Raw genomic sequence first — 16,153 nt, forward strand, 5'->3', positions numbered from 1 at the left:
TTCTTCTTAACTGATATAAAATATATTTAATTCGATATCATCGATATCATCGATATCATCAATTTCAAGATCATCAATTTCAAGAATGGTGCATATTCAAAAGATGACAAATTCACAACGCGAAAATATAAAAACCGATAGCGGGTCCGCTGCTGAAAAGGTCGAGAAGGTTGAGAGGGTCAAAAAGAAAACCGGCCCCCGGCGAACTACCGACAAATCGCTCGTCAAATTCGATCCGCTTCAGCGCTATCTTTCGGAGGTGAGCCGTTATAAACTGCTGACGAGAGACGAGGAGCGGGAACTCGCCCTCAAGGTCAGAGAATACGGCGACAGGGATGCCGCCTATAGCCTGGTGACCTCCAATCTTCGCCTCGTCGTCAAAATCGCTCTGGAGTTTCAGCGGGTCTGGATGCAGAATCTCCTCGATTTGATCCAGGAGGGCAATATCGGGTTGATGCAGGCGGTCAAAAAATTCGATCCATACAAAAATGTCAAGTTCTCCTATTATGCCTCCTTCTGGATCAAGGCCTACATCCTGAAATTCATCATGGACAATTGGCGACTGGTCAAAATCGGAACGACCCAGGGACAGCGAAAACTCTTTTTCAAGCTCAAAAAAGAGAAGCAGAAACTGATCGACCAGGGATTCGATCCCAAACCCAAACTGCTTTCCCAGCGACTGGGCGTTTCCGAGAGGGAAATCATCGACATGGACCAGCGCCTTGACGGTTGGGATGTCTCTCTGGACGCACCACTCAAGGATGACTCGGATACCGAACGAATCGATTTTTTGAGTACGGGGGCGGAATCGGCCGAAGAGAAGGTCGCCAAAAAAGAAATGGACGTGCTTCTGCACAATAAGATATCAGAATTCAAAAAGAAACTGACGCCAAGGGAGCTTGAGATCTTTGATCTCCGCATCTTCTCGGACAGCCCCGTGACGCTGCAGGAAATCGGTGACCGCTACAGCATATCCAGGGAGCGCGTTCGGCAGGTGGAAAAAAACGTCGTAAAAAAGATGCGGGAATTTTTCAAACGGGAAATCGTCGACTTCGACGCCTACAGAGAGGGGGACAGCCTTTCCTGACGTGTGACGCCGGCCCTTGACGGTTCCGCGACAAGACCGATGCCGGCGCCGCGCACCATTCTCGACGCCGTGGCGCACCTGTCGGCCGACCGCGTTGACGAGGGTTTCGCAAGCCCTGGCCCCGAACCTTTTTCGGAACCGTCTGAACACCGATCTTTTACGAATGCATCAACTCTTACGTCACCAGAAACAACGTCATGAAAATTATCATCAAACCGTCAGTCGTTTCCGCGCTCATCTGCATATTGTGCCTTTCCATAAGTGCCGGATGCATGCGAAGCAAGCCATCACCCCCGATTTCCCCGTCCGCCGTCCCCTCCATGGCGCCGTTTCTGACGGATATGCCGGACGAGTTGATCGACAGCATCAAATTGGGATCCGATCAAAACGGTGATCGATACCGTTATTTCATCGAATCCCAACTGATGCGCAAAAGGGGCAACGTGGAAAAAGCGATCGAGCTTCTCGAAAAAGCCCTGGCACTCGATCCCGAATCCATCTACATCAAGAAGGAACTGGCCAGCCTTTTTCTGCGGCAGAAAAATACCGAAAAGGCTTTGGCGCTGGTCCGGGAGATGCTCTCGGCCAGACCTGAAGATATCCAGCTCATGATCTTCTATGGAAAACTGCAGCAGGGGCTCAAGAACGAAGACGAGGCCGCCGCGATCTACGAGAAGATTCTGCAGATCGACCCGTCGCAAAAAGAGATCTATCTCCGCCTCGGTGCCGTTTATATGGAAAAAGGCGATCGGAACAACGCCTTCAGAATTTACCGACGCCTGATCCGGGAATTTCCGGATTCATATGTCGGCCATTTCTTTATGGGTAAAATCTACGCGGATCAGGGGAACGTTTCGAGGGCCGAGCAGGAATTCAAGCAGACCCTGACTTTGGAGCCGGATCTGGAAGAGCCCCGGTTCGAGTTGGCCGATATCTACCGGCAACAGGGCCGGCAGCGGGACGTGGAGGCGATATACCGGCAGATCCTTGAAAAAGCGCCTGACAATTTCAGGGCGGCCTTCGCACTGGGATACTTTTATCACGCCGTAGGAAAGGCGAAGGCCGCCGATGCCGTTCTGGCGCCTCTGGGCAAGGCCGCCGCGGAAGAGTCCGAGGTCATCAGAACGCTGATCCAGTTCTACGTTGAACAGAAAAAATACGATGAGACCGCCGTCATTATCGAAGGTATGCTGAAAGGCATGCCGACCCACTCGGACCTCCACTATATTGCCGGTATCGCCTACGACGGTCTCAAAAACGAAAGGATGATGCTCAAACACCTGAAACAGGTGACGCCGGCATCGGTCTTCTACCCCAATGCCGTGGTGAGCATCGCTTTTTACTACCAGGAAAAAGGGAACACCCAGGAGGCCGTCGCGTACCTCAGGGAGGTGAATCGCCAGGTGCCGGACAATCCGGATTTTCGCCTTTATCTCGCAACATTTTACGAGGATGCCAAGCAGTACCATCTGGCCGAGCAAACCCTGCTGGAAGGGCTCAAGGCCATACCGGACAATGTCAATCTCTATTTTCGCCTCGGGGTGGTATATGATAAACAGGAGCGTAAAGAAGACTCCATCGCCATGATGAAAAAAGTCATTCACCTCGAACCCCGGAACGCCAACGCCCTGAACTACCTGGGGTATACCTATGCCGACCTGGGTAAAAATCTCGACGAGGCGGAGGCGCTTATCCGTGAAGCGCTTAAATACAAGCCCGACGACGGATATATCATCGACAGTCTGGGATGGGTCTACTTTCAACGGGGCGAGTATGAAGAGGCATTGAAATACCTGACCAGGGCCGCTTCATTGGTCCCGGATGATCCGATCATCCTGGAACACGTGGGCGATGCGCATTTCAAACTCAACAATTTCAAAACCGCTCTGGAATACTACCGCAAATCGCTATCCAAAAGAGAAGAGGAAGATCGGTCGGAGATTCAGGACAAGATCCGTGAAGCGATGCAGGCGGCGGAGGAATTCTGATGGGAAGGCGCAACGGACACATCCGGAACGTGTTGATTACGGCGGCAGTCATGCTTCTTCTGGGCGGATGTGCCGGCTTGGGGCCCGCCCCCAAGCCGACGGAGACAACGCCCTACACACGCAACATGATTTCCCGGCTGAGCCTTCAAAACGCGGCGTTGACCACCTTCAAAGGTACGGGAACCGTTCGTCTGGTCTCCAGGGACGGAGAACAAAGAAACGCTCGGGTGGCCTGGATCGGGGAGGCCCCCGACAAGCTTCGGCTGTCCGTTCTCAACATCGGAGGGCTTCCGATGACGACCATGGCCGCCGACGGGAAGAATTTTTTCATGGCCTCCCACACCCCCAAAAAGTTCTTCAAGACCCGGGCCTCGAATCCGAATCTCGACAAATTGATCGGCATCCGTCTGAACGTTGAGGAAATCATAGAATTCCTGAGAGGCCGGGTCCCGATACGACAATTTGACCATGCCGCCGCGGAAACGGATGCCGCAACCGACGAGATACGCCTGACCCTGTCGGGACCACGAGGAAGGATTCTTGAAAAGATCGTGCTTTCCGAGGACACCGGAAGCATAACATCGGTCGAGATGTATGACGCCAGGGAGAATTGGATGTATACGGCCGATTTTTCAGACCATCGGGAGATGAACGGCTACAAGGTGCCGTTTCAGATCGATATCTTGAGTCGCGGGGATCGGCTGCGGCTTCGCATCCAACGATACTGGCGCCAAGCCTCGACAGAGCCGTCCACCTTCATGCTGCTGGAGTCGGAAATGTGATTACGACGATCTGTTTTGCCGTGGATTCAAGCCTTGGAAAACTCTGCAAATGGCTCCGTATTCTCGGGTTTGACACGATATTGGAAGACGATTTTTCCGCTTCGCGACGCACCGCTCTGGCAAAGGAAGGGCGCTGCCTGCTCACCCGCATCACGGCGCTGAAAAACTCACCCCACGACGGTCGGTTGATCTTTATCCGCGCAAACGATCCCTTCGAACAGCTGGGACAGGTCATTACGGAAACGGGCATCTCCATCGCCGACGTAGACCTGTTTTCGAGATGTATTCGCTGCAACCGGACGCTTTCAGGCGTGGACAGGGCGTTGGTGCTGAACCGGGTACCCGATTACATCGCCGAGACCGTAGACAATTTTCACCAGTGCGCCGAATGCGGCCGAATCTACTGGCACGGGAGTCACGGAAATCGTATGCGCAGGAGGGTCGCACAACTCTTCGGGCTTTCGGATGACAACCCGAGCCGGCAAAGGATGGGCGATGCAGAACCTGGGTGAGTTGCAGGAGATCTTCAACCGTCGGGAAGCCCGAATCCTCTCTCCGTCGGCGGCACTCAGCAGGGACGGACGACGCAGAAAGACCGAAGACAGGATTGTCGCCGGCTACCGGCAGGCCTACTCCCTGGATGTGGACCGGATTCTCCATTCCCTCGCCTATACCCGGTATATCGACAAGACCCAGGTCTTTTATCTCGTGGAGAACGACCACATCACTCACCGGGTGCTTCATGTTCAACTGGTGTCAAAGATCAGTCGAACCATCGGCCGCTTTCTCGGATTGAATGAGGATCTCATCGAGGCCATCGCGTTGGGGCATGATATCGGACATGTCCCCTTCGGGCACGAAGGGGAAAACTTTCTTTCAAAACTCTGCCGGGATCATGGTATCGGACATTTCCGCCACAATGTCCAGAGCGTTCAATTCCTGGACAAGGTAGAGCGCAAGGGGAGAGGATGGAATCTATGTCTCCAGACCCTCGACGGCATCCTGTGCCACGACGGAGAAATTCACAATCAGCGGATCGCGCCGGCCCGCGGCAAGACTTTCGAGAACCTCGACCGGGAAACAGATCAAAAAAAAGCCGATCCCGACACCGTACTGACCCCCATGACGCTTGAAGGCTGCGTGGTGCGGTTTTCGGATACCATCGGCTACATCGGCCGGGACATCGAGGACGCCATCCGGCTGGGACTGATTCGCCGAAGCGACCTTCCCCGAAACAGCGTTTCACTCCTGGGGGATACCAACGGCAGCATCGTGTACGCCCTGGTGACCGATATCATCAAAACCAGCGCCGACAACGACACCATCGCCTTCAGCGACGAGATCTCTCATGCACTGAACGCCCTGAAAGCGTTCAACTACGACCGCATTTACCTCAACCCCGTCATCAAAAAACACTCGAACACCCTGAAAACGCTTTTCGACCTTCTTTTCAACCGTTATCTGGAGGATCTTGAAAAAGGGGACGAGCGATCAGGGATCTATACCCGGTTTTTTTCAGACATGTCGGACGAATACAAAAACACCCACAGCAATGAAGAGGTGGTCCGGGACTTCATTGCCGGCATGACGGACACCTATTTTCTGAACCAGTGCCCGCCGGAGCTTCGACCCATGCCCTTCAAGCTTCCCTTTGCGTCGGCGCCCCGACGGTGATAAACGCCGGCAGACCGGCCTGTTCCTGAAGGAATGGGACGCCCTGGTGCCGGAGCGGACCGGGGGCCCGCAAATGAAACGAAGAAGAACGGTTTTTTCGCCGCTGTCGCCCCTTTTTGATCAATGAAGAAAGCGAGGTTCATCATTATGGACGTTTATCCCATTCCAATGGTTCCGGGCCCCGTGAAGGTCCCGGAAGAAATCCTTCGAGTCTACCAGACCAATTACGGCGCCCCGGGTCTGGAGGCGTCGTTCTGGGACCTTTATCATGAAACCGAATCCCGACTGCAACAGATTCTGGAAACCCGGAATCGGGTCGTCATCCAGACCGGCGAGGGCATGCTTGCCCTGTGGACCGCCCTTCGCAGCTGCCTGAAACCCGGAGACAGGGTATTGTCCGTCGCCACGGGCGTATTCGGTTACGGCATCGCGGACATGGCAAGATCCATCGGCGCCGAGGTCATGACGGTCGGGCTGGAATACCATGAAACCCTGAATGACCTCAGACCCGTGGAAAAGGCCGTCGAGGAGTTCAACCCCAGAATGATTACCGCCGTTCATTGCGAAACCCCGTCGGGGACGCTCAACCCGCTGGACGGGCTCGGCAAGCTGAAGGAGGCCATGGGTGTGCCGCTGCTCTATGCCGATGTGGTCTCCAGTGCGGGCGGCACACCGGTCCGGGTCGACGCGTGTCATGTGGATCTTGCCCTCGGCGGCTCACAGAAATGTCTTTCCGCGCCGCCCTGCATGGCCTTCCTGTCCATCAGCGACCGGGCCTGGGAGGAGATCGAACGCGTCGATTACAACGGATATGACGCCCTGAAACCCTTCCGCCGGATCGAAGAGACCCGACGGTTTCCCTACACGCCATACTGGCACGGGGTAGCCGCCTTGAATGCCGGCGCGGCGTTGCTGTTGGCCCCGGGTCTTGACGAAAGCTTCAACCGGCACGAATCGATTGCGCGGCATTGCCGAAAAGCCATCGTCGATATGGGGCTCGATCTGTTCCCGTCGCCCCAGGCCGTTCCCTCGCCCACGGTAACCGCCGTCCGGGTTCCCGAAACCCTGCCGTGGGAGGAGTTGGATCGTCGTCTGCGGCAGAAGGGGCTGGTGGTGGGCGGCAGCCACGGCAAACTGGCCGGCAAGGTTTTCCGGCTCGGCCACATGGGCAGCCAGGCGGACACGGCGCTTCTGGAAAAGGCTCTGACGGTTCTGGCGGATGTCGTCGGCGGCACCGGCAGGCAGCGATGATACACGAACCCCGCGTCTACAGAGAATTCGTCGATATCGGCCGCCGCACCTATTTCAAGGTCAGGGTCAAGGAGACGGATCTTTTTGTCCATGCCCGGAAAAATCTCGAATCCCTGACCCGGGATCTCGTGCTGAAACACCGGTCCTATATCGAGGGGTATATTCGGGACAATCCCGACTTTGCGACGTCTCTCGCGCCCCTGCAGAGCGTCGGACCCGCACCCGCCGTCATCAGGGACATGATCACGGCGGGCCAAAGCGCGGGGGTGGGGCCGATGGCCGCGGTTGCCGGGGCGCTGTCCGAACACGTCGGCCGTGAGCTTCTTGCCTGTTCCCCGGAGATCATCGTGGAGAACGGCGGAGACGTCTTCATCAAGGCCGATGCACCCCTGACCGTCGCCCTTTTCGCGGGCAGGTCCCCTATGAGCCTCAGGATCGGCCTCAGGATCGATGCATCCCGGGAGGCGACAGCCGTCTGCACCTCCTCGGGGACCATCGGCCACTCTCTCAGTTTGGGTTCCGCGGATGCCGTTTGTGTGGTATCCTCCTCATGCGCTCTGGCCGATGCCGTCGCAACAGCCGTCGGCAACCGCGTCCGATCGGTGGCGGATATTCAGCAGGCCCTGGCGTTTGGAAGGCGAATCAAAGGCGTCGCGGGCGTCGTGATCGTCAAGGGAGATAAATTGGGGGTATGGGGCAACCTGGAACTCGTTCCGATAACCCTGAAGAGAAGCGCTTCCGCTCCTGCCGTCGGCATTAAATAAACCTCAACTTTCGGCTTTCATAATGGTGACCGGATGAAGGTGTCGGGAGGATGCGGCCCGCGCCCCTTCAGCGGTGAGTTTTAGTGCCGCTTAAGCGCCGCGGAGGATCAGGGGCCCGGATTGTTTGAGCGCAAGCGAGTTTCCGGGCCGTCCGGAGCAAGCTTTAGCGGCACTTGAACGAAACCGCGCGGGGCGCGGGCCGTCCCCTCCCGGGCACCGACCCATGAATACCGAAAGTTGAAAGATTGAGATTATGCAGGCAAAAACAACCCCGATGATCGAGCAGTATATGGCCATCAAGGCGGAATATCCGGATGCTCTTTTGTTCTACCGCATGGGCGATTTTTATGAGCTGTTTTTCGAGGATGCTGAAAAGGCCTCGAAAATACTTGAAATCACGTTGACGTCGCGCAACAAGAACCAAGCCTCGCCGGTGCCCATGTGCGGCGTGCCCTGCCGGGCCGTCCAGGGATATATCGCCCGCATCATCGAACGGGGCCTGAAGGTGGCTGTCTGCGATCAGGTGGAGGATCCGGCTCAGGCCAAAGGTCTGGTCAAACGGGAGGTCGTTCGGGTCATCACGCCGGGAATGATCATCGAAAACGAATTTCTGGACGCCAAAACCCACAACTATCTTCTTGCCGTCGCCCGAGAAGGCGCCGCCGTCGGATTGGCGTACGTAGACATTTCCACAGGGACATTTCGCGTCACCCAGTCCGATGGTGGCGACGGCGTTTCCGACGAGATCTCGAGGGTGTCGCCCAGCGAGGTTCTTCTCGGGGAATCCCTTCGCGACGAGGCATCCCTCGACGCATTGATGCCGTTGGAATGCCGGAAATCGATCACCTTCATCCCGGATCGGTACTTCAACCCCGCCTTCGGAAAAAATCTGCTCATCGACCAATTCGGCACCCTTACCCTCGAAGGCTTCGGATGCGAACATCTTCCGGCCGCGGTTGGGGCCGCCGGCGCCGTGCTGCACTACGTCTCCCAGACACAGAAGCAGAAAATCGACCACATCAGGGGCATCGAGACCTACTTTCTGAACGACTTCATGGCCATCGACGATCAAAGCCGACGCAACCTGGAGCTGCTGGAAAACCTGAAGACCGGTAAACGCCGCGGCACCCTGATCGACATACTGGACCATACCGTGACCGCCATGGGCGGTCGTCTGCTGGCCAACTGGTTGAGATATCCTCTCCTGAAACCCGAAGAGATCACCTCCCGGCTGGACGCGGTGGAAGAGGCCTGCGCGAATCGCCTCACATCCGAAAAAATCCGGGAACATCTTTCATCGGTGTATGATCTGGAACGGCTCGGCAGCCGAATTTCCATGGGACACGCCAATGCCAGGGATCTGGTCACCCTGAAGCGGAGCCTTCTCAAGCTGCCGGAGATTCAAAAGTACACGTCGGAGATGAAGGCGTCCCTTTTCAGGTGGGTCGGCAGTTTGTCCCCTCTCATGGACGTTGCCGATCTTATCGATCGGGCGATCCGGGAAGATGCGCCTTCAGCCGTCAACGAAGGGGGAATCATCAAATCCGGCTTCGACAGTGTGCTTGATGAGTTGATTAAAACCAGCAAAGATGGTAAAGGGTGGCTGGTCCGGCTGGAAGCGGAGGAAAAGAAGAAGACAGGGATCACCGCCTTGAAGGTGCGTTACAACAAGGTTTTCGGATACTATCTTGAGGTACCCAAAATCCATGCGGAGAAAATCCCCGATCATTATATTCGAAAACAGACCCTGGTCAACGCGGAACGGTATGTCACCGAGGAGCTGAAAACCTTCGAGTCAACGGTGCTGAACGCCGAGGAAAAACGGGCAAGGCTCGAGTATGAGATTTTCAACGACGTTCGAACGGCTGTCAGGGACCAGCATCGTCACATTCAGGATGCCGCGGATTTCACAGCCAGGCTCGATGTGTTGTTGAATCTCGCCCATGTCGCCGCGAAAAATGACTACCATCGGCCACACGTCAACCTCGACGGCATCCTGACGATAGAGGACGGTCGTCATCCTGTTGTTGAGAAGATGATCACCGACGAACGGTTCGTACCCAATTCCATCCGGATGGACTCCCGGGAAAATCAGGTCCTGATCATTACCGGCCCCAACATGGCCGGAAAATCGACGGTGCTTCGGCAGGCGGCGCTGACGACGATATTGGCGCAGGTGGGCGCTTTCGTACCGGCAGCTCGGGCCGAGGTCCCGGTTACCGATAAGATCTTCACCCGGGTCGGGGCACTGGACAACCTCAGCCAGGGGGAAAGCACGTTCATGGTGGAAATGCAGGAGACCGCGAACATCCTCAACAATGCCACCCCCCAAAGTCTGGTGATTCTGGATGAGATCGGCAGAGGAACCAGTACGTTCGATGGTTTGAGCATCGCCTGGGCCGTGGCGGAATACCTTCACGACCTGAAGGGAAAAGGCGTGAAAACCCTTTTTGCGACGCACTATCATGAACTGACGGCACTCGAACAAAGCCGGCCAAGGGTCAAAAATTTCAATATCGCCGTCAAAGAGGTGGACGATCGGATCATTTTCCTCCGAAAGCTCGTCCCCGGAGGCACAAATCGAAGCTACGGCATCCAGGTCGCACGGCTGGCGGGAATTCCTGAATCGATCATCCATCGGGCCAAGACCGTTCTGAGCCGGATTGAAAACGAGGGGCATATCATTCGCCGGGAGGAAGGAGCATCTCCTGCCGAAGAAGCGTCACATCCCGTTCAACTCGGACTTTTCCGTCCGCAGGAAACGCTTCTGGTCGAAACGCTGCAGTCGCTGGACGTCTCGAGAATGACGCCGCTGGAGGCGCTTCTCACCCTGAATGAGCTGCAGGAAAAAATCCGATTCCATTGACGTCGGGTTTACCCAAGGACATAAGAAAAAACACCCTTTCGGAAAAACCCATGAAGCTATACTGCAAAGTCGTATTTTCGCTGCTCATGATCAGCATCGTCGCCATCCTGTGCCTGCCCAGCCCTTTGCCGGCGGTTACGGAAAAACAGGAATACGATCGTGCTCACAGCTATTTCGAAAAATTCATAAAGGATTCAAAACGAAAGCAATACAGGGATAACTGGATGACCTGCATTCAGAAATTCCAGGCCGCCTACCGGAGAAATCCCGGAGGGAATTATGCCGCGGCAAACCTTTTCATGGCCGGAAAGATCTACAACGACCTTTACGCGCTTTCAGGGCGGCTTTCGGATCGAAAGGAATCCGTCGATATCTTCAACAGGCTGATCAACCGGCACCCTAAAAGCCGCTACCGATCCAAGGCTCAGGCGGTTCTCCGGTCATTCGAAGACAAGAAGACGTCATCCGGGAGCGCCGCGCCGGACGCCGTCCCGACGGCTGCGACAGAAAGTGCATCCGCTGAGAGGTCCGTCTACCACAAGGAACGGAGCAGTCGGTTCAAGCAGGCGAAGACCGCCTTCAAAGCCGACACATCCAACGATGTCCCCGGAGACGATCCCATCTCCCGCTTGATCGTCATCGAAGAAACTTGCGATCCCAAAGCTTTTTCATCGCCGCCCAAAGCACCGGCGTCTTCCCGGGGCGGCTCTCCGACGGTAATCAACCGACTCCGGTACTGGTCGAATCCCAGCTACACCCGGGTCGTCATCGACGGCAATCGGGAAACCACTTACACCCCCAATCTTCTGAAACAGGATCCCGACAGCGACAAACCCCAGCGCCTCTACATCGATTTTGAAAACAGCCGCCTCGGTCAGGATCTTCAAAAGGCGGTCCCCATTGACGACGACCTGCTGCTGGGCGCCCGCGCGGGCCAGTGCACACCCGACGTCGTCAGGGTCGTTGTCGACATCAAATCCTTCAAAACCTATAAGGTTTTCTCCCTGAGCAATCCCTTCAGAACCATCATCGACGTCTGGGGAAAGGATTCGGGCGAGACCGCTCCTGCAAAAGCCGTCGCGGCCGGGACAAAACAGACGCGCCTGCCCCACAAGAGGCCGTTGGTCGCCCCAAAGCCGCACGTATACCATGCTGCCATCCGAAGCCAAAGCGCCATTACGGCAAACGACCTGGCCAAACAGTTTGCCCTGGGCGTGAAACGAATCGTTATCGACGCCGGCCACGGCGGCCATGACGGCGGCGCGCCGGGCTATATCAAAGGGGTTCGGGAGAAGGACGTGGTCCTCAGCATTGCCCGGCGTCTGGCGAAAAAAATCCGAAACGAGTTGGGATGCGAGGTCATCATGACGCGCAACAGCGATCGTTTTCTGACCCTCGAGGAGCGGACGGCCATTGCCAACACCCAGAATGCGGATCTGTTTATCTCCATTCACTGCAATGCCAGCAAAAGCCCCCGGGCTTACGGATTCGAAACCTATTATCTCAATCTGGCCACGGACGACGACGCCATTCTGGTGGCCGCCAGGGAAAACGCCACTTCCCGTAAAACCATCAGCGACCTTCAGAACATCCTCAACGACCTGATGCAGAATTCAAAAATCAACGAATCGAGCCGCCTGGCCACCTACGTTCAAAATTCTCTGTACAGCCAGATGAAAGGGAATTACAGATACGTCAGCAATAAAGGCGTCAAACAGGCCCCCTTTTACGTTCTTCTGGGGGCCCAGATGCCCGCTATTCTGGTGGAAACATCCTTCATCAGCAACGAAAGAGAATGCAAGCGCCTTGTCACTGCGCAATATCAGGAGGATCTCTGCAAGGCCATCGTCAAGGGCGTCCGGGGGTATATCCGGGAAACCACGCCAACGGCCTTCTGGAACCCTCGTCCGAGCAAAAAAGGTTAGGCGCGTGCCGCCGGAAGGGTGATGCGTCGTTTCTCGGGATCCTCGTTCGGGCGATAGAACACCCCGATATGACCGATCATCCCGATAAGTTCGGATCCGGTTCGCTCCTCGATCAGGTTGGATAGGGTGATCTTCTGATCCTTCTCCTTGAAATCCACAAATCTGATCTTGATCAGTTCATGGGTGTCCAAAGCCTCGTGGGTGGAGCGGATGACGCTGTCGGTCACTCCCTGACGGCCGATATGAACCACAGGCTTCCGGCCGTGTGCCAACCCCCTTAGATATTTTTTCTGAAATCCGGTCAATCGCGTCATATGGTATTCCCCTTTCATGGGGTAGGTGTCTACCAGACCCACCACCATCTTTCAAGCCGATATTTCCGCACAGGTGCCCCTCCGATGTTGACGGCCGCAAATACCCTATTTCCCCAAAGCCGGACTCCTTTCCACCATCGCCTTGAGATCCTCCCAGTTGAAGTGGAGGTACCGTCGGGTGGTGTTCAGATTTTCATGGCCCAGGAGATATTGGATGACGATAAGGTTTTCGCCCTGCTGCGCCTTTAAACTGGCACCGGAATGCCGGAGGAGGTGAGGACCGTGTTTTCGCTTGAGGATGCCTGCCTTTTCCAGGGCACTGCTGACAATATAATGCACCTGTCTGGGTTTGAGAGGCCGGCCGTGACTGGACAGAAAAACCCACTCGCTCTCGCTGCCTTTGTATTCCGGCCGAATATCATACCATCGCAGGAATTTATTGATTAAATCCTGATTTAAAGGAATTTTATCAACCTTATGCCGCTTTCGGGTTATCCACAGCTCCTCTGCATCCAATCGGACGTCATCTTGTTTTAATTGGACTACCTCGGAAACCCTGAGGCATATATCCGTAAAAAGGCTCATCATCAGTAAATTACGATCAACAGTCTTTTTTCCGGAATGATTTGCTACTGAACGGAAAAGAATTTCAAGCTCAGAATATGTCAAATAATCTGTTTTTGGAGGATAAATTTTGGGTTTGCCGATTAATGAAGCTATATTTTCGATAATCAAACCCTCATCAACAAGATAGTCCATATATCCCATCAGAACATATATGACATTTAATTTAGAGGATTTTGATATTTTCAGAGATTTTAAATAATGAACTACTATATTTTTATGTATGTCAACCGGAAAGAGAATTTTATGCGACTTACAGAACCTTTCAAATCTATTTAATTCATATCTTCTGTTTCTGATTGATGATCTGCTGAGTTGTCCTGTTGCCGATTTTTCATCTAAGTAATTATCTATCGATTCGGATATTGAAAAAGAACTTTCAGGGTCGAATAGTCTCGTCATGGAATATCCTCCGTTATTCAAGACTTAATTCCTTCGTTCAAATTGATATCTATTCAAATGCAGCATTCCGTAATATTTAATCGATATACAGTTTTTTTTATTTATGACAATTTTAGTCAATATATAGAAATCGATTTTGCACAATAGTAATTTGCCACTGCTGATGCGATCGGCGTCTGACCATAGGTGAACTTCAGGGGGGTCGGTCTGAAAACCATCCCTAAAATTGCGCAATAGAAACATATTGTGTTATATTATGGCCGTCAAGCTCTTTTTGATCTGGATGTTATGTCTGTTTTTCTCTTTTGTATTGTGACAACTGGTTTATTTTTATTATTCTCATTATTTTCCGACAAACCATTTTGACCCAGACCGCACCAAAAGCGGTTAATCAATATTCGTCAGACCGAATCCATAAAATCATCTCTTTAATTGATCAAATGTCATTAATATGGTAATGCTCACTAAAATAAAGATTAACAGAATTTAACGGAGAATGATCATGGCACGGACAAAATATCATATCACACCCGAATCTGGAAGATTATCCGTAACACTCAACAAAAGACAGCTTAAAGAGTTTAAAAAAATGTCTATAGAATTTGAAACCTCAATAGATGATATTTTGCAAATGGCCATCGAAACATTTATTAAAAAGTACAATGATATTTCAATAGATGAAATGGATGAAATCGGTCTTAAAGCCATGATTCAAGATGATCGATAAATAAAATATATTTTATCTCATTTTGCTCTAAGGCCAATTCATATGAAAATCCTGACAGTTTCCGACTTCATAGAATCATGTCTATATAAAGATTTTGACAGTGAACTTTTCAAAGATATAGAGGTCATTCTATCCTGCGGCGATCTTTCTCCGGAATATTTATCTTTTATATCATCAAGGATCAATGCTCCACTTTATTATGTTAAGGGCAATCATGATATAAGATACATTGATAAAGCCCCAAACGGATGCATTGATATCGATTCAAAGCTGATTCGTTTCAAAAAGTTGAAAATTGCAGGTTTTGAAGGCTCCCGATGGTATAACGGCAACCCGATCCAATATACCGAATCTCAGATGAAAAAAAAGATCATGAAGATGTGGCCCAGGTTATGGTGGAACAGAGGCGTCGATATCGTAATCACCCATGCGCCACCACGCTATATCGGTGATGCGGAAGATCCGTGTCACAGGGGCTTTAAAAGTTTCCACCCCTTGATTGACCGTTTTTCCCCCCAATATTTTATTCACGGTCATATTCACGCCCGTTTCAACAAACCGTCTGAACGCATACGGATTGTCAAAAACACCCGGGTCATCAACACTGTTGGCTATTTTATCCTGGAGATCGATGAAAAATAGATTGTTCGATACCTTTTTCACCGGATTGAAAAACCGGCAGAAAAAAAGAGAGCTGAAAAGCTTCAGGGAAGATCAGGAGAATGAAGAGGCTTTCGACACACGGGATCTCGGCCTCAAGGAGGTGGAGATCAGCAGGATTGTCGGCAGCGTCGGTCGCTATCAGGATTTTGACAGTCGATTTCGGCTCAAAACGGGAATACCGTCCGAAAGGCTCATGAAGATCAGACAGGCGATCCGGGACGGGAAACCACTGCCGCCCGTATCCCTGTACCAGATCAAGGACGAATATTATATCGTAGACGGGAATCACCGCGTTTCCGTGGCAAAGGAGCGCGGCTGGAAAACGATCCACGCCCATATTCTCGAATTTCTGCCCTCCCGGAAAACGATCGAAAACATTCTCTACCGGGAAAAACTCGATTTCAGGGAAAAAACCGGCATCACGGCGCCCATCGACCTGACGGAGGTCGGGCAATATGCCTATCTGACGGAACAGATCAGGGAGCACCAGGAATCCCTTACCACCATCAACGGCACCGAGGTGGCCTTCAAGGACGCCGCCGCGGACTGGCACAAAACCATTTTTCTGCCGTTTGTCGCCATCATCGAGAAAAGTCACCTGGCGGCGGCATTTCAGAACCGCACCATTGCCGATCTCTATGCCTATATCTCCTTCCATCAATGGAAAAAAGGACGGGGACGACATTACGGTATCGGCCTGGACCAGATCATTCCAAAAAACATGGAGGAATTTCGGGCGAAGGTGGCCGACCAGAGGGGGCATGAATTTCCGGAAATGAAACGACTCATGACGGCTTTCGTGCTGATCTCCGTCAAGGCGGGCGAGGAATTCAAGATCATGGAAAAGCTCTTTGCCCTCGAGGAGGTAAAGGAGCTCTATGACGTGCCCGGGGAATTCGACCTCATCGTCAAGATCGTCATGGAGCGGGATTGGCTCAGTTCGGATTCGGAGGTGATCGGCTATTTCGTTTACAGGCATATCCGCCGGATTCCCGGGGTGCATAAAACCCAGACACTGATTCCGACATTCTCAAAAAGCAAGCAGGGGGTCGTGTGATGTCCCGCCGCAGCCGCGGAACACCGCGA

The 16,153-nt window shown here is 53.2% G+C and carries 14 protein-coding genes; 12 read left to right on the forward strand and 2 right to left on the reverse strand.

Annotated features, from left to right (window positions below; translation table 11 throughout):
* Positions 1-103: 103 nt before the first annotated feature.
* From dmul_RS10465 to dmul_RS10505, 9 genes are all read left to right on the forward strand, one after another.
* Positions 104-1,087 (forward strand): sigma-70 family RNA polymerase sigma factor, encoded by a 984-nt coding sequence (locus dmul_RS10465; RefSeq protein ID WP_040416702.1) that lies wholly within the window; start codon positions 104-106, stop codon positions 1,085-1,087.
* A 272-nt stretch (positions 1,088-1,359) separates the two neighbouring features.
* Positions 1,360-3,075 (forward strand): tetratricopeptide repeat protein, encoded by a 1,716-nt coding sequence (locus tag dmul_RS10470; RefSeq protein WP_160167725.1) that lies wholly within the window; start codon positions 1,360-1,362, stop codon positions 3,073-3,075.
* A complete protein-coding gene (locus tag dmul_RS10475; RefSeq protein WP_020878596.1) occupies positions 3,075-3,857 on the forward strand; it encodes a DUF4292 domain-containing protein in 783 nt (260 codons plus the stop codon). The genes dmul_RS10470 and dmul_RS10475 overlap by 1 nt, the downstream gene beginning before the upstream one ends.
* Complete coding sequence (locus dmul_RS10480) at positions 3,854-4,369, forward strand: DUF82 domain-containing protein (protein ID WP_020878595.1); 516 nt, start codon at positions 3,854-3,856, stop codon at positions 4,367-4,369. The genes dmul_RS10475 and dmul_RS10480 overlap by 4 nt, the downstream gene beginning before the upstream one ends.
* Entirely contained in the window at positions 4,353-5,531 is a 1,179-nt protein-coding gene (locus dmul_RS10485) for a deoxyguanosinetriphosphate triphosphohydrolase family protein (RefSeq protein ID WP_020878594.1), read from the forward strand. The genes dmul_RS10480 and dmul_RS10485 overlap by 17 nt, the downstream gene beginning before the upstream one ends.
* Before the next feature lie 147 nt (positions 5,532-5,678).
* Positions 5,679-6,782, forward strand: coding sequence for a pyridoxal-phosphate-dependent aminotransferase family protein (locus dmul_RS10490; protein WP_020878593.1), 1,104 nt, complete (start codon positions 5,679-5,681; stop codon positions 6,780-6,782).
* A complete protein-coding gene (locus tag dmul_RS10495; protein WP_020878592.1) occupies positions 6,779-7,546 on the forward strand; it encodes a UPF0280 family protein in 768 nt (255 codons plus the stop codon). Before dmul_RS10490 ends, dmul_RS10495 begins: the two co-directional genes overlap by 4 nt.
* A 253-nt stretch (positions 7,547-7,799) precedes the next feature.
* The gene (mutS, locus tag dmul_RS10500) at positions 7,800-10,412 is read left to right on the forward strand and encodes a DNA mismatch repair protein MutS (protein WP_040415592.1); all 2,613 of its coding nucleotides are present in this window, start codon (positions 7,800-7,802) and stop codon (positions 10,410-10,412) included.
* A gap of 50 nt (positions 10,413-10,462) precedes the next feature.
* On the forward strand, positions 10,463-12,337 hold the full coding sequence (locus dmul_RS10505) for an N-acetylmuramoyl-L-alanine amidase (RefSeq protein ID WP_020877589.1): 1,875 nt from the start codon (positions 10,463-10,465) through the stop codon (positions 12,335-12,337).
* On the opposite strand, the gene dmul_RS10510 is transcribed toward dmul_RS10505, so the two are convergent.
* Together dmul_RS10510 and dmul_RS10515 are read right to left on the reverse strand one after the other, a co-directional pair.
* Positions 12,334-12,651 (reverse strand): YhbY family RNA-binding protein, encoded by a 318-nt coding sequence (locus dmul_RS10510; protein WP_040415624.1) that lies wholly within the window; start codon positions 12,649-12,651, stop codon positions 12,334-12,336. The genes dmul_RS10505 and dmul_RS10510 overlap by 4 nt on opposite strands.
* Positions 12,652-12,756: 105 nt before the next feature.
* Complete coding sequence (locus tag dmul_RS10515; RefSeq protein WP_020877587.1) at positions 12,757-13,677, reverse strand: tyrosine-type recombinase/integrase; 921 nt, start codon at positions 13,675-13,677, stop codon at positions 12,757-12,759.
* Positions 13,678-14,179: 502 nt separating this feature from the next.
* On the opposite strand from dmul_RS10515, the gene dmul_RS10520 reads away from it, so the two are divergent.
* From dmul_RS10520 to dmul_RS10530, 3 genes are read left to right on the forward strand one after another with little or no spacing between them, the layout of a single operon-like run.
* Positions 14,180-14,404, forward strand: a complete 225-nt coding sequence (locus dmul_RS10520; protein WP_020877586.1) for a hypothetical protein — start codon at positions 14,180-14,182, stop codon at positions 14,402-14,404.
* A gap of 42 nt (positions 14,405-14,446) precedes the next feature.
* Complete coding sequence (locus tag dmul_RS10525; protein WP_020877585.1) at positions 14,447-15,046, forward strand: metallophosphoesterase family protein; 600 nt, start codon at positions 14,447-14,449, stop codon at positions 15,044-15,046.
* Positions 15,036-16,124, forward strand: a complete 1,089-nt coding sequence (locus dmul_RS10530) for an Lrp/AsnC ligand binding domain-containing protein (RefSeq protein WP_020877584.1) — start codon at positions 15,036-15,038, stop codon at positions 16,122-16,124. Before dmul_RS10525 ends, dmul_RS10530 begins: the two co-directional genes overlap by 11 nt.
* Positions 16,125-16,153 lie beyond the last annotated feature (29 nt).

Source organism: Desulfococcus multivorans, assembly GCF_001854245.1.
Taxonomy (GTDB): Bacteria; Desulfobacterota; Desulfobacteria; order Desulfobacterales; family Desulfococcaceae; genus Desulfococcus; species Desulfococcus multivorans.

Excerpts from the sequence above, each read along its gene's own strand:
- dmul_RS10520 (WP_020877586.1), top strand. The coding sequence starts at position 14,180 with ATGGCACGGACAAAATATCATATCACACCCGAATCTGGAAGATTATCC.
- dmul_RS10465 (WP_040416702.1), top strand. The coding sequence starts at position 104 with ATGACAAATTCACAACGCGAAAATATAAAAACCGATAGCGGGTCCGCT.
- dmul_RS10510 (WP_040415624.1), bottom strand. The coding sequence starts at position 12,651 with ATGACGCGATTGACCGGATTTCAGAAAAAATATCTAAGGGGGTTGGCA.
- dmul_RS10525 (WP_020877585.1), top strand. The coding sequence starts at position 14,447 with ATGAAAATCCTGACAGTTTCCGACTTCATAGAATCATGTCTATATAAA.
- dmul_RS10515 (WP_020877587.1), bottom strand. The coding sequence starts at position 13,677 with ATGACGAGACTATTCGACCCTGAAAGTTCTTTTTCAATATCCGAATCG.
- dmul_RS10495 (WP_020878592.1), top strand. The coding sequence starts at position 6,779 with ATGATACACGAACCCCGCGTCTACAGAGAATTCGTCGATATCGGCCGC.
- dmul_RS10490 (WP_020878593.1), top strand. The coding sequence starts at position 5,679 with ATGGACGTTTATCCCATTCCAATGGTTCCGGGCCCCGTGAAGGTCCCG.
- dmul_RS10470 (WP_160167725.1), top strand. The coding sequence starts at position 1,360 with ATGCGAAGCAAGCCATCACCCCCGATTTCCCCGTCCGCCGTCCCCTCC.
- mutS (WP_040415592.1), top strand. The coding sequence starts at position 7,800 with ATGCAGGCAAAAACAACCCCGATGATCGAGCAGTATATGGCCATCAAG.
- dmul_RS10485 (WP_020878594.1), top strand. The coding sequence starts at position 4,353 with ATGCAGAACCTGGGTGAGTTGCAGGAGATCTTCAACCGTCGGGAAGCC.
- dmul_RS10505 (WP_020877589.1), top strand. The coding sequence starts at position 10,463 with ATGAAGCTATACTGCAAAGTCGTATTTTCGCTGCTCATGATCAGCATC.
- dmul_RS10475 (WP_020878596.1), top strand. The coding sequence starts at position 3,075 with ATGGGAAGGCGCAACGGACACATCCGGAACGTGTTGATTACGGCGGCA.
- dmul_RS10530 (WP_020877584.1), top strand. The coding sequence starts at position 15,036 with ATGAAAAATAGATTGTTCGATACCTTTTTCACCGGATTGAAAAACCGG.